Annotated in this window: 18 protein-coding genes; 10 read left to right on the plus strand and 8 right to left on the minus strand. The window is 67.6% G+C overall.

The features are described 5' to 3' along the window. Nucleotides 1-19 precede the first annotated feature (19 nt). The 5 genes from ACTHJF_RS16885 to ACTHJF_RS16905 form a co-directional block, all read right to left on the minus strand. On the minus strand, nucleotides 20-1,399 hold the full coding sequence (locus tag ACTHJF_RS16885; protein ID WP_440268133.1) for an AMP-binding protein: 1,380 nt from the start codon (nucleotides 1,397-1,399) through the stop codon (nucleotides 20-22). A 154-nt stretch (nucleotides 1,400-1,553) separates the two neighbouring features. After that, nucleotides 1,554-2,126: an L-threonylcarbamoyladenylate synthase gene (locus tag ACTHJF_RS16890; protein ID WP_440268174.1), complete on the minus strand. Its 573-nt coding sequence runs from the start codon at nucleotides 2,124-2,126 to the stop codon at nucleotides 1,554-1,556. 5 nt (nucleotides 2,127-2,131) lie between these two features. Then, nucleotides 2,132-4,633: a DNA topoisomerase I gene (locus ACTHJF_RS16895; protein ID WP_440268134.1), complete on the minus strand. Its 2,502-nt coding sequence runs from the start codon at nucleotides 4,631-4,633 to the stop codon at nucleotides 2,132-2,134. 125 nt (nucleotides 4,634-4,758) lie between these two features. After that, a complete protein-coding gene (dprA, locus tag ACTHJF_RS16900; protein ID WP_440268135.1) occupies nucleotides 4,759-5,895 on the minus strand; it encodes a DNA-processing protein DprA in 1,137 nt (378 codons plus the stop codon). Nucleotides 5,896-5,975: 80 nt separating this feature from the next. Continuing rightward, on the minus strand, nucleotides 5,976-7,103 hold the full coding sequence (locus ACTHJF_RS16905; RefSeq protein ID WP_440268136.1) for a LysM peptidoglycan-binding domain-containing protein: 1,128 nt from the start codon (nucleotides 7,101-7,103) through the stop codon (nucleotides 5,976-5,978). Nucleotides 7,104-7,289: 186 nt separating this feature from the next. Between ACTHJF_RS16905 and def the strand changes: the two genes are divergently transcribed. From def to ACTHJF_RS16935, 6 genes are all read left to right on the plus strand, one after another. Then, complete coding sequence (gene def / locus ACTHJF_RS16910; protein WP_440268137.1) at nucleotides 7,290-7,799, plus strand: peptide deformylase; 510 nt, start codon at nucleotides 7,290-7,292, stop codon at nucleotides 7,797-7,799. A 14-nt stretch (nucleotides 7,800-7,813) separates the two neighbouring features. Next, nucleotides 7,814-8,740, plus strand: a complete 927-nt coding sequence (fmt, locus tag ACTHJF_RS16915) for a methionyl-tRNA formyltransferase (RefSeq protein WP_440268175.1) — start codon at nucleotides 7,814-7,816, stop codon at nucleotides 8,738-8,740. Continuing rightward, nucleotides 8,737-10,038, plus strand: coding sequence for a 16S rRNA (cytosine(967)-C(5))-methyltransferase RsmB (rsmB, locus tag ACTHJF_RS16920; protein ID WP_440268138.1), 1,302 nt, complete (start codon nucleotides 8,737-8,739; stop codon nucleotides 10,036-10,038). The genes fmt and rsmB overlap by 4 nt, the downstream gene beginning before the upstream one ends. Before the next feature lie 68 nt (nucleotides 10,039-10,106). After that, entirely contained in the window at nucleotides 10,107-11,846 is a 1,740-nt protein-coding gene (locus ACTHJF_RS16925) for an ArnT family glycosyltransferase (protein WP_440268176.1), read from the plus strand. Nucleotides 11,847-11,922: 76 nt separating this feature from the next. Further along, nucleotides 11,923-13,113: an O-antigen ligase family protein gene (locus ACTHJF_RS16930; RefSeq protein WP_440268139.1), complete on the plus strand. Its 1,191-nt coding sequence runs from the start codon at nucleotides 11,923-11,925 to the stop codon at nucleotides 13,111-13,113. Next, nucleotides 13,106-14,104 (plus strand): glycosyltransferase family 2 protein, encoded by a 999-nt coding sequence (locus ACTHJF_RS16935; protein WP_440268140.1) that lies wholly within the window; start codon nucleotides 13,106-13,108, stop codon nucleotides 14,102-14,104. Before ACTHJF_RS16930 ends, ACTHJF_RS16935 begins: the two co-directional genes overlap by 8 nt. Here ACTHJF_RS16935 and ACTHJF_RS16940 read toward each other — a convergent pair. From ACTHJF_RS16940 to ACTHJF_RS16950, 3 genes are read right to left on the minus strand one after another with little or no spacing between them, the layout of a single operon-like run. Then, complete coding sequence (locus tag ACTHJF_RS16940; RefSeq protein WP_440268141.1) at nucleotides 14,040-14,894, minus strand: glycosyltransferase family 2 protein; 855 nt, start codon at nucleotides 14,892-14,894, stop codon at nucleotides 14,040-14,042. The genes ACTHJF_RS16935 and ACTHJF_RS16940 overlap by 65 nt on opposite strands. Beyond that, nucleotides 14,894-15,841: a glycosyltransferase family 2 protein gene (locus tag ACTHJF_RS16945; RefSeq protein ID WP_440268142.1), complete on the minus strand. Its 948-nt coding sequence runs from the start codon at nucleotides 15,839-15,841 to the stop codon at nucleotides 14,894-14,896. The genes ACTHJF_RS16940 and ACTHJF_RS16945 overlap by 1 nt, the downstream gene beginning before the upstream one ends. Next, entirely contained in the window at nucleotides 15,838-16,788 is a 951-nt protein-coding gene (locus ACTHJF_RS16950) for a UDP-glucuronic acid decarboxylase family protein (RefSeq protein WP_440268143.1), read from the minus strand. The genes ACTHJF_RS16945 and ACTHJF_RS16950 overlap by 4 nt, the downstream gene beginning before the upstream one ends. Nucleotides 16,789-16,952: 164 nt before the next feature. Here ACTHJF_RS16950 and ACTHJF_RS16955 point away from each other — a divergent pair, with 164 nt between their 5' ends. The 4 genes from ACTHJF_RS16955 to ACTHJF_RS16970 all read left to right on the plus strand — a co-directional run bounded on the left by ACTHJF_RS16955 (nucleotide 16,953) and on the right by ACTHJF_RS16970 (nucleotide 20,968). Beyond that, nucleotides 16,953-17,768 carry a glycosyltransferase family 2 protein gene (locus ACTHJF_RS16955; RefSeq protein ID WP_440268144.1) on the plus strand — a complete coding sequence of 272 codons (816 nt, stop codon included), beginning with the start codon at nucleotides 16,953-16,955 and terminating at the stop codon, nucleotides 17,766-17,768. Nucleotides 17,769-17,839: 71 nt separating this feature from the next. Continuing rightward, the gene (locus ACTHJF_RS16960) at nucleotides 17,840-18,874 is read left to right on the plus strand and encodes a CDP-glycerol glycerophosphotransferase family protein (RefSeq protein ID WP_440268145.1); all 1,035 of its coding nucleotides are present in this window, start codon (nucleotides 17,840-17,842) and stop codon (nucleotides 18,872-18,874) included. 58 nt (nucleotides 18,875-18,932) lie between these two features. Continuing rightward, nucleotides 18,933-20,645, plus strand: a complete 1,713-nt coding sequence (locus ACTHJF_RS16965) for an ArnT family glycosyltransferase (RefSeq protein WP_440268146.1) — start codon at nucleotides 18,933-18,935, stop codon at nucleotides 20,643-20,645. After that, nucleotides 20,642-20,968, plus strand: a complete 327-nt coding sequence (locus ACTHJF_RS16970) for a tetratricopeptide repeat protein (RefSeq protein ID WP_440268147.1) — start codon at nucleotides 20,642-20,644, stop codon at nucleotides 20,966-20,968. The genes ACTHJF_RS16965 and ACTHJF_RS16970 overlap by 4 nt, the downstream gene beginning before the upstream one ends. Nucleotide 20,969 lies beyond the last annotated feature (1 nt).

The following is a 20,969-nucleotide window of genomic DNA, read 5'->3' on the forward strand; positions in this document are numbered from 1 at the left end:
GGCCGACCGCGCGCCCGCCTCAGTCGCGGGTGGCGAGCAGGGCGAGCAGGGCGGCGCGCGGCAACTTGCCGGTTTCGTTGCGCGGCAGCGCGTCGACCAGGCGCAGCGGGCGCGGCAGGAAAAGGGGGTCGATGGCGCCGCGCAGCGCCTCGAGGATCTGCGCCTCGCTGAGGCCCGGCGCGACGGCGAGTGCGGCGATGCGGCGCACGCCGCGGGCGTCCGGTTCGTCCAGTTGCAATACGGCACCGTCGCGCACACCAGGGATGGCGAGCAGGCGGCGGGTCAGGTCGCCAAGCGAGGCGCGCTTGCCGGCGATCTCCAGCATGTCGGCGTGGCGACCGCACAGGCGGAACGCGCGGCCGGCATCACGCAGCGTCACCAGATCGGCCAACACCACAGGCGCGGCCAGCTGCGGCGCGTGGACCTGGGTGCCATCGGGCTGCGGATGCAGGCTCACGCCCTCGTACAGCTGCCACAGCTCCGATACGGTCGGCTGCCGGCTGGCGAACACGCAGGTCTCGGTGGAGCCGAACACCTCCAGCAGCGGCGCGCCATAGCGCTGCTCGGCCGCTTGCGCGAGCTCGACCGGCATCGGCGCGGTGGCCGAAAGCATCGCCGCCAGCGGTGGCAGCGCCACCCCGGACTCGACCAGCGCGCGCAAGTGCACCGGCGTGGTCACCAGCACGCGGGGCGCCGGCACGGCGGCCAATGCGGCCGCCACGTCGGCCGGAAAGAACGGCCGGCTGCCGCACACCGCCACGTCGCCGAGCAGCGGCAGCACCACCGAGGTCTCCATGCCGTACATGTGCTGCGGCGGCACGGTGGCGACCACGTTGCAGGAACCGTCGACGTATCCGCGCAGCATGCGCAGGTTGCCGGCGTTGCTGGCGTGGAAACTGCGCCAGGTCTTCACATGCGCGGCCGGCTGGCCGGTGGAACCGGAGGTGTAGCCGAGCGCCACCACCTGATCGGCATCGATCATCGGCCAGTCGATCGGCTCACTCGCTACCGGGCGGGCTACCAGCGAGGGCAGGCGGTGGTAGTGCGGCGGGGCCGGCTCCAGCGCCAGGTCGCCCAGCGCGTAGCAGCCGGGATGGGCGGCCATCACCTCGTCGATGGCGCGCGGCGCACGCGAGGAGGGCAGGAGGTTGGTCTGGCCACGCAAGGCGATGGCGCTGAACGCAACAAGAAAGGCGTAGCGGTCCTCGCACAGATTGACCGCGGCGGCGGCCGGCGGCAGGTGATCGGCGACGTACTGCACATCGGCGAGGAAGTCGCGTGCAGTGACCGGCGCGCCATGGCGCCAGGCCACTGTGCGATCGCCGTCGCCGGCGGTCAGCAGCGGAAGCTGTGGCGCCAGCAACAGGTCGCGCTGCGGCGTGTCGAAGACTGTGGCCAAACCGGATGACTCCCGCGATCCCGTGCCGCCAGGCGGCGCTGTGTGCGCAGCATCCCCCAGTCGCCCGAAGCCGACGTGAATGCGTGTTGCGCGTGGTCATGCCCGCTTCGCGCCGCGGCCCGCAATGGCGGCCCCGGCGCGCCCCTTCGGGCGATCAGGGCCGGATGATAGCGCCGCTGAGGCCGTCGCGGATGGGGCAGGGCCGCTCGGCCTCGCCCAGCGGCGCGGCAAGCAGGCCATCCAGCGCATCGCCGAAGTAGCCGATCACCTCCTGCGACGACCGCGCCGGTGGCGCACCATGGGGGTTGGCGCTGGTGGAGACGATCGCCCCGCCGAACGCGCGGCACAGTGCGGCCACGGTGGGGTGGGCGGTAATGCGTACGGCAATGCCCTCGTGCGCGCCCGTCACCCAAGCCGGCACCGCCGCCGAGCGCGGAAGCACCCACGTGTGCGGCCCCGGCCAGCTGGTCAGCACCGCCTGCCGCTGCGCCTCGGGCAGCTGATCGAGTGCAAGGTAGCGCTCGAGCTGGTCCAGCTCGGCGGCGATCAGCAGCACTCCCTGGTCGGCCGGCCGCTGCTTGAGCGCGAACAGGCGCTCGAACGCGGCCAGATCCTGCGGATCGCAACCGAGCCCGAACACCGCTTCGGTTGGATAGGCCAGCACACCACCGGCGCGCAGCAGGGCCGCCGCGCCATCGATCTCGCCGGATCCGAAGCGATGCAGCAAGCCGCTCATGCCTCGCCGGAGCGCGCGGCGGCTTTTTTCACGGCGGCTTTCTTGGTGGCGGTCTTTTTGGTTGCGGTTTTCTTGGTGGCGGTCTTTTTCGCCGCGCTCTTCTTGGCAGCGGCTTTCTTGGGCGCAGCCTTCTTAGCCACGGGTTCCTTCTTCGCGCCCGCCTTTTTGGTCGCCGCGGCTTTCTTGGCGAAGCGGCCCTTCTTCACCGGCGCGGCGGCAAGCAGCTCCACGCACTGGGCCTCGGTGAGGTCCTTCGGCTCGACGTCCTTGGGAATGCGCGCGTTCTTTTCGCCGTCGGTGATGTAGGCGCCATAGCGACCATTGAGCACCTGCACGCCGTTGCCGAAGTCCTTGATGACGCGGTTGGCGAGCATCTCCAGCTTCTCGGCCACGATCTGCAGCGCGCGCGGCAGCTCGATAGTGTACGGATCGTCCTCGGGCTTGAGCGAGGCGTAGGTGCTGCCCTGCTTCACGAACGGACCGAAACGACCCACGCCCACGCTGACCTCGTCGCCGTTCTCGGCCTGGCCGAGCTTGCGCGGCAGCTTGAACAGCTCGATCGCCTGGTCCAGCGTGATCGTGTGCATGCTCTGGCCCGGGCGCAGGCTGGCGAACTGCAGTTTCTCGTCGGTGTCCTTGTCGCCGATCTGCGCATACGGCCCGTAGCGGCCCAGCCGCACGGAGACCGGCTTGCCGCTCTTCGGATCGACGCCCAGCTCGCGCGCGCCGGTAGCCTCGCTGCGGTCCACCGATTCGGTCTTCTCGGCCACCTGCTGCTTGAACGGCTGCCAGAAGCGCTCCATCAGTGGCACCCAGGCCTCTTCGCCGCGGCTCACCGCATCGAGTTCGTCCTCGAGCTTGGCGGTGAAGTCGTAATCGACGTAGCGGGTGAAGTGCTGCACCAGGAACTTGCCCACCGCGCGACCCACGTCGGTCGGCCTGAAGCGCCGCGCGTCGAGCAGCACGTACTCGCGGTTGAGCAGCACCTGGATGATGCTGGCGTAAGTCGAGGGGCGGCCGATACCGTGCTCTTCCAGCGCCTTGACCAGGCTCGCCTCAGAAAAGCGCGGCGGCGGCTCGGTGAAGTGCTGTTCGGCCAGGATGTCGTGCAGCGGCACTACTTCGCCCGCCACCAGCCGCGGCAGGCGCCGGCCTTCGTCCTCGTCCTCGGCGGCCTTCTGGTCGCGACCTTCCTCGTACACGGCAAGGAAGCCCGGATCGATCACGGTGGTGCCGGTGGAACGGAACGAGGCGTCACCGCCCGCAACGTCCTTCAACGCGAACTCAACCGACACCGTGTTGAGCGTGGCGTGGATCATCTGGCAGGCCACGGTGCGCTTCCAGATCAGCTCGTACAGCTTGCGCTGCTCGTCGTTGAGGAAGGCGGCGACTTCGCGCGGGGTGCGCAGCGCGGAGGTCGGGCGAATCGCCTCGTGCGCCTCCTGCGCGTTCTTGGATTTGGTCTTGTACACCTGCGGACCGTCCGGCAGCGCCTTGGCGCCGAACTCGCGGGAGATCACCTGGCGCAGCTCGGCCACGGCGTCGTCGCCCAACATGGTGGAGTCGGTACGCATGTAGGTGATCAGGCCGACGTTGCCCTCGCTGCCCAGCGCCACGCCCTCGTACAGCCCCTGCGCGACCTTCATCGTGCGGCTGGTGGAGAAGCCCAGCTTGCGCGCGGCCTCCTGCTGCAGCGTCGAGGTGGTGAACGGCGCCGCGGGCCGACGCTTGCGCTCCTTCGAACCGACCTCGCTGACGGTGAGGTTGCCGCGGGCGGCGGCCTTCAGCGCGGCGCGCGCAGTCATCGCGTCGTGTTCGTTGGTGAGGTCGAACTGCTCGAACTTCTTGCCGTTGAGCTTGGTCAGGCGAGCAATGAAGTCCCCCTCGGCATGCTTGAGCTGGGCCTCGACGGACCAGTACTCGCGCGCCACGAACGCCTCGATCTCCTCCTCGCGCTCGACGATCATGCGCAGCGCCGGGCTCTGCACGCGGCCGGCCGACAGACCGCGCTGCACCTTGCGCCACAGCACCGGCGACAGGTTGAAGCCGACCAGGTAATCCAGCGCCCGGCGCGCCTGCTGGGCGTCGACCAGGTCATGCGAAAGCTGGCGCGGCTCGGCCACCGCGGCCTTGATCGCCTTGGGCGTGATCTCGGAGAACACCACGCGGTGCATGCGCTTGCCCTTGTCCAGGCCGCGCTCCTTGAGGATCTCGCTGATGTGCCAGCTGATCGCCTCGCCCTCGCGATCCAAGTCGGTCGCCAGATAGATGTCGTCGGCCAGCTTGGCGGCCTTGGCGATCGCGTCGACGTGCTTCTCGTTGCGTTCGATCACCTCGTACTTCATTTCGAAACCGTGCTCGGGATCGACCGCCCCTTCCTTCGGCTTGAGGTCGCGCACGTGGCCGTAGGAGGCCAGGACCTGGAAGTCCTTGCCGAGGTATTTGTTGATCGTCTTGGCCTTGGCCGGCGATTCGACGATGAGCAGGTTTTTTGCCATGTGGCGGGGAGTTCCAAAAGGGAATTACCGTCGGCTGGCGACGGACACATATATCTAGTTGAGCCACGTTGGCGCGACGACTGTCAAGCCGAACCGCGCGGAACTGAGGCCTGGCGCGGCTTCGCTCAGCCGCCCAGACGCTGGTAGCGGTTGCCCGGGAGCGTGCCCACGTGGCCCTCCAGCTCCAGCATCAGCAACATCGAGGACAACTCGGCCGCCGGCTGGCCGGTGCGGCCGACCAGCTCGTCCAACGGCACCGGATCGTGACCCAGGGCGTCGAGCAGCCGTCGATACTGGGGATCGACCGGCGCGCCGCTCGCCGTCGTATCGGCGTCCGCAGCAACCGGCCCGGCGGCCAGCCGCTGCGCCAGTTCCGCGCCCAGCGCCCGCGCCGCCGGCGCCAGTGCCTCGATCACTTCGCCCGGGTCCTCCACCAGCCGGGCACCGTCGCGGATCAGGCGATGGCAGCCCCGCGCCAGCGGGTTGTGGATGGATCCGGGCAGGGCAAACACCTCGCGCCCCTGCTCGCCGGCCAGCCGGGCGGTAATCAACGAGCCCGATTGCAGCCCGGCCTCGATCACCAGCGTGCCCAGCGAAAGGCCGGCGATGATACGGTTTCGCCGCGGAAAATGATCGGCCCGCGCGGCGGTACCGGGCGGAAACTCGCTGACCAGGGCACCGCCGTCCACGATGCGCTGCGCCAGGGCGAGATGCTTGCGCGGATAGGCGCGATCTGGACCGGTGCCCATCACCGCCACGGTGGGCAGGCCGGCGTCCAGCACCGCGGCATGCGCTGCACCGTCGATGCCGTCGGCCATGCCGCTGGTCACCAGCAGCCCAGCCTGACCCAGCGCCCGGGCAAAGACGCGCGCGTTGCCGAGGCCGGCAGGACTGGCGCGGCGCGCGCCCACGATTGCCACCTGAGGATGCAGCAGCAGTGCGGCGTCGCCTGCCACGAACAGCGCCGCGGGGGGCTGCGCGATGGTGTCCAGCGGAGGCGGGAAATCCTCGTCCGTGCAGCGCAACAGGCGATGGCCGTCCTGCATCAGCCACGCCATATCCTCTTCCAGCCGCGCCTCGTCCGGCTGGTCCAGCCAGCGTCGGGCCGCTTCTCCGCCACTGCCGGGCTGCCGATGGACCGCCACAAGGGCGGCATCCATGCGGCCGCCGTGCTCGGTCAGGCGCTCGCGCAGGCCACCCGGACCCAGGCCCGGCGTGCGCAGGGCGATGAGCCAGTCCCGGAGATCGTTAACGTTGGTCATCCGGCGAGTCTAAGCGCGACGCGCAAACAAAAACGGCGCGGTAGCACCGCGCCGTCCTGTGGGCTTCGGCCGATCCGCGTCTATTCGGGCATGCGCAGATTGTCGCCGCGATGCACCGGCCGCAGGCTGTCCATGATCAAGCCGTAGCTGACGCGGTCAAAGGTGCGGAACACCATCACGTGGCCCACGAACTCCTCCGGAAGCGTCACGTGCGGCGAGGTGCCCCGATCCCAGCTGTTGCCGGCCACATCGTCGGCGATGGTCTCGCCCGGCTGCCACACGGCGTAGGTCTGGCCGTTCTCGACGCCGTCCTGCTTGCCGATCGACAGCGCCACCACCTGGCGCTTGCCGGCCGCATCGAGCGCATCGGCAAAGGCGATCACGCGGGCATGCGAGGCCACCGACTTTGGCGCGTGAGGATAGAAATACGCGTCGTACGGATGATCGTCGACCGGCATCACGCGGTCGCCCTTGCGGATTTCCATGGTGGAATCGAGCAGCAGCAGGGTGGTCACGTCGCCCGTGCGCAGCGTCTCGGCGGTGCCGATCACCGACACTTCGACGCCCAGGTCGTCACCGCGACCGTAGTGGCCATCGTTGCGGAAATCTTCCGACCACGGGCTGCGCACCATCGACGCGTCGGCGTCGAGCATGTGGCCGACAATCTCGTTCTCGGCGTCGTTCTTGTCGTCCTGCTCGAAGCCGCGGAACACGTGGGTCGGGCGGACGATGGCCCAGCGCTGACCCGGCTCGGCCTGCAGGTTGCGCACATACAGGTTCTGGCCCGGAGTGCCGCGCAGGCGCGCTTCCTCCATGCCCACCACGTACGGTGCCGAACTGACGTCCTCGGACTTCATGACCCGCATGTCCTTGAGGAACATGCTCAGCTCGGAGAGCGGGATCGCCGGCACCGCTTCGTCGCCACTGTGCACGCCGGGCTCCAGCTTGAGCGTGGGGCCGTTGATGAAGGACAGATTGAGCACGTCGCCCGGGTAGATCAGGTGCGGGTTCTGCACCTGCGGATTGGCCTGCCAGATTTCCGGCCAGAGCCAGGGCTTGGAAAGAAATTTCGCTGAGATATCCCACAATGTGTCGCCGCGGCGGACCGTGTAGGTATCCGGATGGCTGGCGCGCAGCTGGGCGCCCGCGGCATAGACGGCAAACGTAACCAGCATGCCGGCCAGCAGCCCGATGGACTTCTTGATCATAAGCGGGAATCCCCCTCCCCCGGTGCAAGCGCGAGTGTAACCGAACCGTTAACCCGCGCAACTGGAGCCAGTTGGCAAAACTGTCTGCATGACGCGGGCTTGGCGACGTACAATAAACCCCATTCTAGATTGCGTCCGGCTTGGTTTTCGCAACGATGCCCACAGTTCCGGCGCCGAGGTGATGCCATGTCCGTGCTCAACATCATTGAATTTCCCGATCCCCGCCTGCGCATCCGCGCCGAACCCGTGCACGTGTTCGATGCCGCGCTCAAGCAGTTCGTCACCGACATGTTCGAGACGATGTACGCCGCCAATGGCGTGGGCCTGGCCGCCACCCAGGTGGCCGTGAGCCAGCAGGTGCTGGTGGCCGACATGAGCGACGAGCGCAACCAGCCGCTGGCGCTGATCAATCCGCGGATCGTGGAGAAGGCAGGTTCGCAGGTCTATCAGGAAGGTTGCCTGTCGTTCCCCGGCATCTTTGCCGACGTCACCCGCGCCCTGAAGGTGAAGGTGCAGGCCCACGACGTCGACGGCAAGGAAGTAGAGATGGACATCGAGGGTCCGCTCGCGGTGTGCATCCAGCACGAAATGGATCACCTGGAAGGCAAAGTGTTTGTCGACTATCTGTCCTCGCTCAAGCGCACCATGCTGCTCAAGCGCATGGAAAAGCAGCGCAAGCAGGCGGCCAGCGCTTGAGCGGCGAGACATCTCTGCGCATCGTCTTCGCTGGCACCCCCGAGTTCTCCGTTCCCTGCCTGGCGGCGTGCCGCGCCAGCGGGGCCGAGGTGGTGGCGGTCTACACCCAGCCGGATCGCCCCGCCGGACGCGGCCGCAAGCTCACCCCCAGCCCGGTCAAGCAGGCCGCGCTTGAAGCCCACATTCCGGTCGAGCAGCCCGAGTCGCTGAAGGACGCTGCCGCGCGCGACCGACTGGCAGGGTATGCGCCTGACCTGATGGTGGTGGTGGCCTACGGCCTGATCCTTCCACGCAGGGTGCTGGCCATTCCGCATCTGGGCTGCTGGAACGTGCACGCCAGCCTGCTGCCGCGCTGGCGTGGTGCCGCGCCGATCCAGCGCGCTATCCTCGCTGGCGACAGCGAGAGCGGCGTCGACCTGATGCAGATGGAAGCCGGCCTGGACACCGGCCCGGTGCTCCTCGAACGGCGCACATCCATCCACGCCGACGACACCGGTGGCAGCCTGCATGATCGCCTGTCGCATCTCGGTGCCGAGGTGCTCGCTGAAGGCCTGCGCCGCGTGCTGGCCGGCGAAAAACTCACCGCCACGCCGCAGCCGGAAGCGGGCGTGACCTACGCGCACAAGCTCGACAAGGCCGAGGCGCGGCTGGATTTCGGCCGTCCGGCGCGCGAACTGGAGCGTCAGGTGCGCGCGTTCGATCCATGGCCGGTGGCCGAGGGCGACATCGCCAACGAGACGCTGCGCGTGTGGTCGGCTCGGGCGCTCGATCTCGACCATCACGCCACGCCGGGCAGCGTGCTGGCTGCCGGCCGCGACGGCATCGACATCGCCTGCGGCGCCGGGGCACTGCGCATCACGGCGCTGCAGCGCGCTGGCGGCAAGCGCATCGGCGCGGTGGACTACCTCAACGCCCGTCCCGACCTGCGCCCAGCGCGATGAAACCCGATACCCGCGCTCTCGCCGCGAAGGGGCTGGCGGAAGTCGCCCTGCGCGGCGCCTCGCTGCGCGAGGTGATGGAACGCAGCGCCCCCAAACTGTCCGACCCGCGCGACCGCGCCCTGCTGATGGCGCTGTTGAGCGAGGGCGCGCGCTGGTGGCTGCGCTTCGACGCGGCGATCGACGCGATGCTGGCCAAGCCGATCCGCCACAAGGCCCCGGCGATCCACGCGCTGCTGGTGCTGGGCCTGGTGCAGCTGGAGATCCTCGAGCTCAGCGACTACGCCGCGGTGGCCGCCACGGTGGAAGCCACTCGCACGCTCAAGCGCCCGGCGCTGGCCGGCATGGTCAACGCGGTGCTGCGCCGCTGGCAGCGCGAGCGCGACGCACACATCGCACGCCTGGATGCCGAGCCGACCACGCGCCACGCGCATCCCGCCTGGCTGGCCACGGCGCTGGCGCGCGACTGGCCGGCGCAGGCCGACGCCGTGATGGCCGCCGACAACGGCGAACCGCCGCTGATGCTGCGTGTGAATCGCCAGCGCAGCGAACGCGCAGCCTTCATCGCGCGGCTGCAGGCCAGCGGCCAAGAGGCGCATGCGCACCCGTGGCTGGCCGATGCGGTGGTGCTGCCGCACAGCACCGACGTCACCCGATTGCCGGGCTTCGACGAGGGCGCCTTCGCAGTGCAGGACGGCGCGGCCCAGGTCGCCGCCGATCTTGCCAACCTGCGCGACGGCCTGCGCGTGCTCGACGCCTGCGCCGCACCAGGCGGCAAGGCCTGCCATCTGCTGGAACGCGCGCGCATCGATCTCACCGCACTGGAATTCGATGCCAAACGCGCCGAGCGTATCCGCGACAACCTGATGCGGTTGCGATTGGACGCCAAGGTGGTGGTCGGCGATGCGGGCGCACCGCCCGCCGCGTGGAAGAAGCAGCCGTTCGACCGCATCCTCGTCGATGCGCCGTGCTCGGCCACCGGCGTGTTGCGCCGCCGCCCCGACGTGCGCCTGCACCGCCGCGAGAGCGATATTGCCGCGATGGGAGTGCAGCAGCGGCGCATCATCTCGTCGCTGTGGCCTCTGCTGGCGCCGGGCGGGCGGCTGGTCTACATCACCTGCTCGATGCTGCGCGCGGAGAACGAGGTGGTCGTGTCCGAACTGCTGGCGACGCATGACGATGCCGCGGCGGTGGCCTTCACGCTGCCGGTCGGGCAGGCCGCGCCCGTCGGCTGGCAGATCCTGCCGGGCGATGGCGACCTCGACGGGATGTATTACGCGGTGCTGCAGAAAAAGGCCTGACGCAAGAACCCGCGACCGACCGCGCCGCACGCGCGGCTATGCTTATGTCGATTTCCCCACCCGACCCGATGGAACGCCGCGTCGTGAAACCGCTCCCCGCCCTGTCCCGCGCCCGCCCGCTTTGGCTGTCCAGCGCCCGCGCCGAGCTCTTCTGGAGTGGCCTGTTTGCGCTGTTCGTGCTGGGCGTGGGTATCGGCCTGCGCGATCCGTGGCCATCGGACGAGCCGCGCTTCGCTCTGGTCGCGCGCTGGATGGTGGAGCACGGCCAGTGGCTGTTCCCGCACCGTGGCCACGAGTTGTACCCGGACAAGCCGCCGGTGTTCATGTGGACCCAGGCACTGGCGTACTTCCTGACACGCAGCTGGCGCGTCGCGTTCCTGCTGCCGTCGCTGCTGTCGGCGCTGGGGGCGCTGGCGCTCACCTACGACCTCGCCCGCCGTCTGTGGAACCACCGCAGCGCGCTGCTGGCCGCGCTCACCCTGCTGGTGACGATCCACTTCACCTACCAGATGCGCAATGCGCAGATCGATCCGCTATTGCTGGGCTGGATCACGCTGGCCAACTACGGCCTGCTGCGCCACCTGCTGCTGGGGCCGTCCTGGCGCTGGTTCTGGATCGGCTGCTTCTTCGCCGGCGTGGGCGTGGTGACCAAGGGCGTGGGTGTGCTGGCGCTGCTGATGCTCATTCCCTTCGCCTTCGCGCGCCGCCGCGGCTGGCGGCACGTGGCCCGGTTCGAGGGCAGCGCCGGACGCTGGGCGCTGGGCGCGCTGGCCTTCCTGCTGCCGGTGCTGGCATGGCTGGTGCCGATGGTGCTGATCGCCCGGGCCGACGGCGATCCGCAGCACGCCGAGTACGTGCAGAACATCCTGTTCGGACAGACCGTGCACCGCTACGCGACGCCGCCGGGGCACCTGCATTCGCCGGCCTATTTCCTCGGCATCATCGCGGTGGACTGGTTGCCGCTGTCGCTGCTGCTGCCGTGGGCGCTTCCAGCATGGTGGCGCCGACTGAAGCGGCGCGACGCGCGCTTCCTGCTTCCGCTGGGCTGGATCGTGCTGGTCCTGGTGTTCTTCTCGCTGAGCCCGGGCAAGCGCGACGTCTACATCCTGCCCGCCCTGCCGATCACCGCGCTGGCGCTGGCGCCGCTGTTGCCGGCGCTGCTGCGCCGACGCGGCGTACGCGCGGCGGTGTTCGTGCTCACGCTCGCCCTGAGCGGCACGCTCGCGATCGCCAGCGCGCTGGCCGTAACACGGCATCCCAAGTGGTCACTTCGCCTCGAGCAGAGCCTGGATCCGCAGATCTGGTGGCTTTTCCTCACCATCGGCGCGGCCGGCCTCCTGATCGCGACCATCACCCGCATCCGCCGCGCGCCGCAGGGCTGGCTGGCCTTCGCCGCGGTGCTTTGGAGCGTCTACGGATTGTGGGGCTATCCCCTGCTGAACGGCGATCGCTCCTCGCTGGACGTGATGGCGAGAGCGCGCACCATCGCGGGCCCGCAGGCGGCGATCGGCCTGGTCGCCTGGAAGGAGCAGAACCTGCTGATGGCACAGGGGCCGGTGGCCGAGTTCGGCTTCCTCAAGCCGTGGCCACAGCAGTTCGCCGACGCCACGACGTGGCTGCGGGCGGATCCTACGCAGCGCTGGCTGTTCAGCCTGGACAGCGCGATGGGCCGGTGCGTGGACCGCAGCAAGGCCAACTACGTCGGCCACGCCAACCGCCGCGAGTGGTGGATGTTCCGCGCTGGCGCCATCGTTCCCGGCTGCATCCCGGGAGATCAGCGCAGCGCCGCCGACGCCAATGACGACTGAGCCCGTGTCACGGCTAGAGCAATGTCGGCAATGGGCGCTCGCGGCCGCCCGATGGTGCGCCGTATCCAGCCTGTTCATGGCCCCGATCAATAAGCCGGGTACGAATGTGGCGCTCGGGTTGTGCATACTGCTCTCGCTTGCCGGCACCAGTGCAGGACAGCGTTGGCTAGCCTCCTGGCGTCACCCTGTGGTCCGCGGTGCGCTTGTGTGGTGGGCGGTGCTTTTCCTCAGCGCCCTGCACACCTGGTACCTGACCGCGAAGCCGCCCCTTGGCGGCTCGTTCGTGTGGACTTGCTGGTACCCGCTGGCGCTTGGCTCGGTACTCGATGACGGGCGCTGGCGGACACGCGGGCTGATCGCATTCGCCGCCGCCATGGCGCTGACCCTGCTGCTGTCCTTTGGCATGGCCGCCGGATGGTTGCCCCAGCGCGCGCTGGTGCAATCACAGCCCTTCATGCGAAATACGGTGTTCAAGGAATACACGCAGCAGGGCCTAGCCACCCTGATCTTCGGTGCGATGGCGATGGCCGCCGCCCGTTGCGCCCGCCCCGGGAAGACGCGGTGGATCCTGGGATTTGCCGCCGCACTTGCAGTGGTCAACGTGTGCTTCGTGATCGCGAGCCGCACGAGCTATCTGACCCTGCTGCCCGTGGCAGCCTACTGGACGTGGCAATTGCTTTACCGGCGCTGGCCGGGATGGAGGGCCACCCTCGCGATGGCCGGCGTTGGCGCCGCCCTCGCCACCGGGCTTTGGTTCACGCCATTGGTACAGGACCGCCTAGTGCAGTCCGTCGATCACGAAATCGTCGCATACGATCAGCATCATCAGGCGACGTCGTCCGGCATCCGGATCGAGCTCTGGCGACGGACCTTGCCGATGATCGCTTCGGCACCCGTGTTCGGAAATGGCCTGCACCAGTGGGAGCCGCTGTATCGCCGGTCCATCGAAGACATGCCCAACCGGCAGGCATTCATGATGGGGCATCCGCACCAGGAGCTTCTACTTATCCTGGCTGAACAGGGCGTTGCTGGCCTGGTGGTTTATCTGCTGTTACTAGGGGCGCTAGCACGCTACGTGCTCCGCTTGGAAACACCGCAACGTGACATCTATGCGTGCCTGCTTCTGGTGTACCTGGTGGCTGGGATGGCGAATTGCCTCTGGACCGACTTCACCCACCGCCATGTGTTTATCCTTCTCCTGTCCTGCATTCCTCTAAGGCAGCAGGGGGAATCCTCAAAGGCCTTGGATGGCTCGCCCGATGTATGAAGCAAACTTCGACGACGTGACGGTCGTATGCGTCACGTACCAGAGCCGAGCGCTGGCTGAATCGCTGGCTGAGCGTCTGCGACCCTATTCCCACGTCGTCTTTATCGACAACGGCAGCACCGACGGCACGGTAAGCGCGCTCCAGGACCTGGTTCCCCATGCCCGGATCCTGCAACGTGAGGGAAACGGCGGGTTTGGCAAAGCCAACAACGAAGCCATGGCACACGTTCGTACGCCATTCGCACTGTTGCTCAATCCTGATTGCAGCCTGCCTGCCGACGCCTTGGCTACGCTGAGGGAGTGCATGAGCCGCTATTCCTCGGCAGCGGCAATCGCCCCGCAGGGCTGGCGTGCTGACCGCCGCCCACAAAAGAGCTTTCGGGCGGCCTTCTACGAAAAGCTTCCCCGGCAGGCGTACCGCCCACCGGACGGGACGTGCTCGGCGCAATGGCTCAATGGCTGCTGTCTGCTGCTGCGTACTGAAGTATTCCACCAGATAGGCGGATTCGACGAACGCTTCTTCCTCTATTACGAGGACGACGACCTGTGCCTGCGATTGCGACAGGCTGGATACGAATGCCTCATCGAACCTAGCGCAAATGTACTTCATGCTGGCGGGGCATCATCCTCGCCAAGCGTGGCGCTCGGCCTGTTCAAGGCTTTTCACTATGCACGCTCGCGCCATCTGGCGATCTGCAAGTACCGAGGTCGTAGCACCGGCTACGGATACCTTGTCAGGACGCTGCTGGCTGCGGTACCGCTGTCGCTAGCCTATGCATTGATGCTGCAACGACGACATGCGATGAAATGGTGCGCATGGGGTGCTGCAGCCTTCCACGGCCTATTTATCGCGCCGCCGGAACCAATGAGCGCAAAGGTGGCACGGAAGTACACACCTAGCACCTCGAAGCCGGCTGCCGACCCCGTCAGGCTTGGATGGGCGCCACGGCAACCGCTTCCGCTGAACGAAGATCAGCCGGCGGAACAATAAACTCCGCCAAATGGGCCTCCAGGCCCTTCTCGCAACGGGTCAACTCTCGTGCGCGGGTTTCGTCCACGATCCGATCGTTCGGATTGTTGATAACGTGCTTGCGAGTTCGGTGGTAGAGATGGGTGGCCAGCGCACTGAAGCGCACATCACGTCGGAACAACCCAGCGTGGAAGGCTCGGATAACCAGCTCGGTATCCTCGCGTCCCCAGCCGGTCATCGCCTCATTGAAGCCATTGACGTGAATCAGGTCATCGCGCCAGAACGCCATGTTGCAGCTCTTCGTACCACGTTGCTTGCGCCCTGGACGAGCGTGCAGGCGCGCCAACAAGGGTAGGCGCAGCGTGTTGCGGCGACGATCAACACCCTGCTCGAAGAACCTCGGTTGAATCACCTCCCCAGCGATCATCCGGCGCGCAAGGACCTCGTCGGTGAGCGCGCGCGAGCCCTGCACGAAACAGCCTGGACGGGCAAATGCGCGGTGGTCCGCGATGAAATGACGCTCGACAACCATGTCACCGTCCAAAAGGATGATGTAATCACCGCGCGCCGCCGCAATGGCGCGGTTGCGCGCCCTGCTCATACGAGCGCCGTCATCCGGTTGCCACAGATGCACCAGCCGCACGGGATAGTTGCGCGCGACCTGCTCAAGCAACTGCCGAGTGTCGTCGCGCGAGCCGTCATCGGTAACGATCACCTCGTATGGCAGCTCGCTCTGCGCCGCCAGCGAGCGCAGCACCAGCTCGAGCGCCTGCGGCCAGTTGTAGGTAATAACGGCGACACTGATGCGCATCAGCTGAGCCCCTTGAACTCCACTGGCAGCTCACCGCGGCGTCGCCATGCGGCGGCGAGAATCGCAAGCGACCGCTCGAGCCCGCGCCACCACGAGCCCCGGCGCAGGCGCACCAACGCTGCATAGCGCCGCGCTTCGCGCCAGCTAGGCGCCGGCTTGGTCTTGAACTCCTGCTTGGCGAAATCCACGCAGCGTGCGTCCAGTCCGATGGTGCGGGCATAGTGCTCGATCAGGCAGCGCGAGCGGAAGCGGTTGAGATATTCGTTGGCCAGGGTGCGATTGCCCCACCACCCATTGTTGCCGTGGATGCGATAGCGCACGCAGCCCGTGGGCTGATAGTACTTGCGCCCCCCGAGCACACTGGTGCCGAACACCAGGCAGTTGTCGGCCGAAAGGCGCCAGGAGGCTCCTAGGCTGTCGGGCAGGTCGAGCGTACGACGGGCCCACGGTGCGCGCAGCGCCAGCGCCGAGGTGGGAGCCCCGTACCAGTGCATCAGCATGTAGGTGCTGACCACGGTATAGCCCAGATCCATGGCCCGATCGGCATAGCGCATGCGGGCCTGCTGCTGACCAAACAGTTCCAGGTCGGAGAACACGAAATCGACATCCGCGCGAGCGTCGAACACCTCGCCCAGGCGCGCCAGGTGCTCCGGCAGCCAACAATCGTCGGCATCCAGGAAGCACACCACGTCGCCGCGCACTTGCTCCAGGCCCCGGCGGAACGCCGCGAGCTGCCCCGCGTTCTCGCCAATCAGCAGCGTGACGCGGGCATCGCCGCCATAGCGCTGCGCCAACAGTGCGGGCGAGCCATCGGTGGAGCCGTCATCCACCACGATCACCTGCAGGGGAGCGCGGCTCTGCGCCAGCGCACCATCTACCGCCTCGCACACGAAGGCGCCGTAGTTGTAGTTGGTCACCACCACCGAAAAGCTTACCGAAGCCGTCATGCCGCGTTGTCCTGCGCGAACAGCCAGCGGAAGTACGCGATGGTCTCCTTGAGGCCGTCCTCCAGCGCCACCACGGGCTGCCAGCCAAGTTCACTGCGCGCCAGTGTGATGTCCGGCTGGCGCTGGCGCGGGTCGTCAGCTGGCAGCGGACGATGGACGATCCGCGACGATCCGCCGACCAGGCGCAGCACCAGTTCCGCCAGTTCGATCATCGTGAACTCGACCGGATTGCCGATGTTCACCGGGCCGGTAAAGCCGCGCTCGGTGTCCATCATGCGCAGCATCGCCTCGATCAGATCGTCGACGTAGCAGAAGCTGCGCGTCTGACTGCCATCACCGTAGATGGTGATGTCTTCGCCGCGCAGTGCCTGCACAATAAAGTTGCTCACCACGCGACCATCGTTGGGGTGCATGCGCGGTCCGTAGGTGTTGAAGATGCGCACCACCTTGATGTCCAACTCGTGCTGGCGGTGGTAGTCGAAGAACAGCGTTTCGGCGCAGCGCTTGCCCTCGTCGTAGCAGGAGCGGAAGCCGATCGGGTTGACCCGCCCCCAGTACTCCTCGCGCTGCGGGTGGACCTCAGGATCGCCGTACACCTCGCTGGTGGACGCCTGCAGAATGCGGGCGTCCAGGCGCTTGGCCAGGCCAAGCATGTTGATCGCACCGTGCACCGAGGTCTTGGTGGTCTGCACCGGATCGTGCTGGTAATGCACCGGTGAGGCGGGGCAGGCGAGGTTGAAAATGCGGTCGACTTCAACGTAGAGCGGGAAGGTCACGTCGTGCCGAAGCAGCTCGAAATCGGACCGTCCGATCAGATGGGTCACGTTGCGCTTGCTGCCGGTAAAGAAATTGTCCACGCAGAGCACGTCGTGTCCCTGGGCAATCAGCCGATCGCACAGGTGCGACCCGAGGAACCCGGCGCCGCCAGTGACCAAAACTCGCTTCATGGATGTCCCCCGAAAAATGCAGCGGCGGGCCTGCCATGGCCGGTGGAGTCAACTTATCCGCAAGATTCTGTCACGTGCCTTACACAAGTATTGCGACGGTATCGGCGTGACGGACATGTCTGATTCAGGCATGGGACTGCGGTAGCACCCTATAGAATCGCCCCATGCCCATCCTCCCCCTCACCCTCGTCGTCATCACCCACAACGAGGCGCGCACCATCGCTCGCTGCCTCGATTCGGTGCCGTTCGCCGCTGAAAAGCTCGTGGTCGACTCCGGGAGTGACGACGACACCGTGGCCATCGCGAAGGCGCATGGGGCCCGCGTGGTGCATCAGGAGTGGCTGGGTTTCGGCCCGCAGCGCAATTTTGCCACCACCCAGTGCGCGCACGACTGGATCCTGGCACTGGATGCCGACGAGTCGCTGTCGCCGGAACTGGTGGCCGAGCTGGAACGTGAGCTGCCGGCGCTGATGGCCAGCGATGCCCCGGCGGCCTGGCTGCGCAGGCGCACCATCTACATGGGCCGTCCGATGCGCTGGTACCGGCCGAGCGTGGGCGAGAAACTGGCCCGGCTGTATCACCGCGGCCGCGCCCGCTGGACCGACGCCCGCGTGCACGAGTCGCTGCGCTTCGAAGGGCGTGCACCCACCTTCAACGCGCCGTTCGACCACGCCAACAACCCAACCCTGCCGCACAAGCAGCTCAAGGTGCTGCGCTACGCGGAGCTGAAGTGCCGCGACTGGCTGGAGAAGGGCAAGCCAGTGCGGATGTGGCAGGCGCCGTTCGTCTACCTGCTGGCTTTCCTCAAGGACTATGTGTTCCGGCTGGCCATGCTGGACGGCTGGCGCGGCTTCCTGATCGCCCAGACCGCGGCCAGCTACGCGCTGTACAAGCGCATGCGCTACTACGAGATGCGCCACAACCCGGCCTCGGTGACCGAGGCCGAGGCGGTGCTCAAGCATCACGGCGTCGACCGCTGAGCCCTCCACGCATCGGCAAGCCGGCCGCCGCGCCGTAAGCTATGCACTTTGCCTTGCCGGCCGTCCGTACCATGCCAAAGCACTACCTTCTCTACGGCTCCGAACGTTATGCGCTGGCGATCCTGCGCCCCCTGCAGGCGGCGATACGCGCTCGTGGCGATGAGACGGCATGGTTTTTCGACGGGCCCGGTGCAGAAGACCTAGCCGATGGCGAGCGCCTGCTGAGCGTGGAGGAGGTGCGGCGCTGGAAGCCGATCGCCGTGCTCACGCCGGGCAACCACCTGCCGCATTTCTTTCCCGGGGTGAAGGTGGAGGTATTTCACGGCTTCGACGCCGGCAAGCCGCGGCACATCTACATCCGCGGCTTCTTCGACCTGTACTGCACCACCGGCCCGCGCGACACCGCACAGTTCCAGGCGCTGGCCGACCGGCTCGGCCATTTCGCCGTCAGCGAGACCGGCTGGCCCAAGCTAGACCCCTTCATGCGCGAGATCGCCGGTGCGCTGCCGTCGGTGCGCACGCCGCCGGTAATCCTCTACCACTCCACCTTCTCGCCCTCGTGGAGCGCCGCCGAGACGCTGTACGAGGAGGTCAAGCGGCTGTCGTGTGATGGTCGCTGGCGCTGGATCGTCACCTTCCATCCGAAAATGAACCCGGAGACCCGCGCCAAATACAAGGCGCTGGAAAACGAGCACCTGCGCTTCGCCGAAGACGACAACATCCTCGACCTGTTCGGGCAAGCGGACATGATGTGCTCAGACACGTCCTCGGCGCTGAGCGAGTTCCTGCTTACCGGCAAGCCGGTGGTCACGTTCAAGAACCGCCGGCCCGGCCCGCAACTGATCGACATCGATCGCGTCGAGGATTTCGAGCCAGCGATCGAACGCGCGCTGGCCCGCCCGCCGGAGCTGATGCAGGCGATCGCCGATTTTGGCGCGGCGATCCATCCGTACCGCGACGGCCGCTCCAGCGAACGCGTGCTGGACGCGATCGATGCGTTCATCGCCGGCGGCGGGCGCAACCGCAAACCGAAGCCGCTGAACCTTTGGCGCAAGCTCAAGCTGCGTCGGCGCATCGGCTACTGGGGGCCGGCGCGCGCCCGCTGAGCCGGCAGCCAGCCGCGGGCGGCTAGAATGCGGCGCTGACCCTGCACCGAGGCCACCCGTGACGCCCAACGCCTACGCCCGCTCCGAACACCTGCGCGCCCTGTGGCCCTGGCTGCCGCTTTGGAGCGCGGCCGCGCTGCTGGCGATCTTCGCGCATGGGCCGATGCCGCTGTTCTCCACGCGCACCCTCGCGGTCGCCTGGGAGATGTGGCACGACCACCACTGGCTGGTGCCCTACGTCAACGGCCAGCCCTACAGCGAAAAAGCGCCGCTGCTGTTCTGGATGATCCACGCCGGTTGGGCCGTATTCGGCGTCGGCGACGTGTGGCCGCGAGTGCTGGAGGTGAGCTTCGGCGCCACCCAGCTGGTGCTGGTGTCGACGATTGCGCGACGGCTTTTCCCGGACCGGCCGTGGGTGGCCTCGGCTACGCCGTGGATGCTTCTTTCGCTGAGCTACGCGTTCCTGTTCGGCCTGCAGATCATGTACGACGTGCTGCTGGCGACCTGGGTGCTGGCAACGTTGTTATGCCTGCTGCCGACCGAACGCCGCGCCGAGCCGCGCTGGTGGCTGTTCGGGCTGTGCATCGGCTTCGGCCTGCTGACCAAGGGTCCGGTCATGCTGCTGCACGTGGTCTTCCCGTGGCTGCTGGGCCCGCTGTGGAACGACTGGGCGCGAACCCATCGCGCGCGCTGGTATGGGCTGGGTGCACTGGGCGTGCTGCTAGGCCTGGCGATGCTGCTGGCCTGGGCGATCCCGGCCGGCTTCAGCGGCGGCGAGGCGTATCGGCAGCGGCTGTTCTTCACCCAGACCGCGGCGCGCGTGGTCAACGGCGTGGCCCCGGCGGCCGACCTGCAGAACCATGCCCGCCCGCTGTGGTGGTACCTGCTGGCAATTCCGGTGCTGATGTTCCCGCTCGCGGTCTGGCCGCGCGCCGTGGCGGCCCTGGCAATGTTGCGCCGGCCGCTGCCGGCCGGCGTGCGCTTTGCGCTGTGCTGGCTGGTGCCGGCGTTCGTCACTTTCTCGCTGGTCAGCGGCAAGCAGCTGTACTACCCGCTGCCTGAACTCGGCGGCGGCTGCCTGCTACTGGCCGGCGCCATCGCGTTGCTGCGCGAACGCCATCCGCAACTGGCCAGCACCGCCTGGCTGGGCACCTGGCCGCTGGCGGCGGGCGGCGCGCTGCTGGCGGTATTCATGTTCGTGCTGCCGGACCTGGTGGCGGGCAACCGCCTGCATGGCGAGTGGTTCGACGAGGCGGTCGGCTACAGCCGCTACTTTTCGGTGCTGTTCCTGCTGCTCGGCGCGCTGCTGCTGTTGCGCGGCCGCGGCGAGATGCGACGGCTGGCGATTGCTGGCCTGATCGGCACGTTGGCGTTCAATACGCTGTTCACCCTGACTGCCTGGCACAAGTACGATCTCACGCCATCGACCGACCTGCTGGCCGCGGCCGAAGTCGAGCAGCGCCCGATCGCCTACGTCGGCGCCTACGATGCGCAGTTCCATTTCGCCGCGCGCCTGACCCGACCGATCACCGAAATCCGCGGCGACGCCGCGATCGCGGCCTTCGCCCAGTCGCATCCCGATGGCCTGATCGTCACCCACCCGGAAAAACTCACGGCCGCCGACCGCCGCTACGCCTTGCTGGTGCAGCCGTTCCGTTCGTCGTGGATCGTGATCTGGCCGGCGCCGGTGCTTAGCGACGTGCAGGCCGGCCAGCAGCCGCCGGAGCCGACCACGCCGACCCGAATCTATCCGGCGCCACTGCGACCGTGAGCCCGTCCGATCGCATCGCGGCGTTGCGGGCCCAATGCGGCGGGCCGCGTGACGGTGCGCTGCTGCGCTTCTCGCTCGGCAGCGCACTGCTGGATGGTGGCGACGCGGCTGCCGCCCGCGCCGAACTGGAGCGCGCCATCGAGTTCGATCCGCGTTACTCCGCCGCCTGGAAGGCGCTGGGCAAGGCCTGCCTCGCGCTGCACGACCACGACGGCACCGCCGCTGCGTGGCGCAAGGGCATCGCTGTGGCCACCGAACGCGGCGACCAGCAGGCGGCCAAGGAAATGACCGTGTTCCTCAAGCGGCTGGCGCGCGAGGGCTAAG

Source organism: Dyella sp., from assembly GCF_051962475.1.
Taxonomy (GTDB): domain Bacteria; phylum Pseudomonadota; class Gammaproteobacteria; order Xanthomonadales; family Rhodanobacteraceae; genus Dyella_A.

Bases quoted from the DNA above. Each gene is read 5' to 3' on its own strand.
- ACTHJF_RS16945 (WP_440268142.1), bottom strand. From the start codon at position 15,841: ATGACGGCTTCGGTAAGCTTTTCGGTGGTGGTGACCAACTACAACTAC.
- ACTHJF_RS16960 (WP_440268145.1), top strand. From the start codon at position 17,840: ATGCCAAAGCACTACCTTCTCTACGGCTCCGAACGTTATGCGCTGGCG.
- ACTHJF_RS16935 (WP_440268140.1), top strand. From the start codon at position 13,106: ATGTATGAAGCAAACTTCGACGACGTGACGGTCGTATGCGTCACGTAC.
- ACTHJF_RS16895 (WP_440268134.1), bottom strand. From the start codon at position 4,633: ATGGCAAAAAACCTGCTCATCGTCGAATCGCCGGCCAAGGCCAAGACG.
- ACTHJF_RS16925 (WP_440268176.1), top strand. From the start codon at position 10,107: ATGGAACGCCGCGTCGTGAAACCGCTCCCCGCCCTGTCCCGCGCCCGC.
- dprA (WP_440268135.1), bottom strand. From the start codon at position 5,895: ATGACCAACGTTAACGATCTCCGGGACTGGCTCATCGCCCTGCGCACG.
- ACTHJF_RS16955 (WP_440268144.1), top strand. From the start codon at position 16,953: ATGCCCATCCTCCCCCTCACCCTCGTCGTCATCACCCACAACGAGGCG.
- ACTHJF_RS16930 (WP_440268139.1), top strand. From the start codon at position 11,923: ATGGCCCCGATCAATAAGCCGGGTACGAATGTGGCGCTCGGGTTGTGC.
- ACTHJF_RS16940 (WP_440268141.1), bottom strand. From the start codon at position 14,894: ATGCGCATCAGTGTCGCCGTTATTACCTACAACTGGCCGCAGGCGCTC.
- rsmB (WP_440268138.1), top strand. From the start codon at position 8,737: ATGAAACCCGATACCCGCGCTCTCGCCGCGAAGGGGCTGGCGGAAGTC.
- ACTHJF_RS16950 (WP_440268143.1), bottom strand. From the start codon at position 16,788: ATGAAGCGAGTTTTGGTCACTGGCGGCGCCGGGTTCCTCGGGTCGCAC.
- ACTHJF_RS16905 (WP_440268136.1), bottom strand. From the start codon at position 7,103: ATGATCAAGAAGTCCATCGGGCTGCTGGCCGGCATGCTGGTTACGTTT.
- def (WP_440268137.1), top strand. From the start codon at position 7,290: ATGTCCGTGCTCAACATCATTGAATTTCCCGATCCCCGCCTGCGCATC.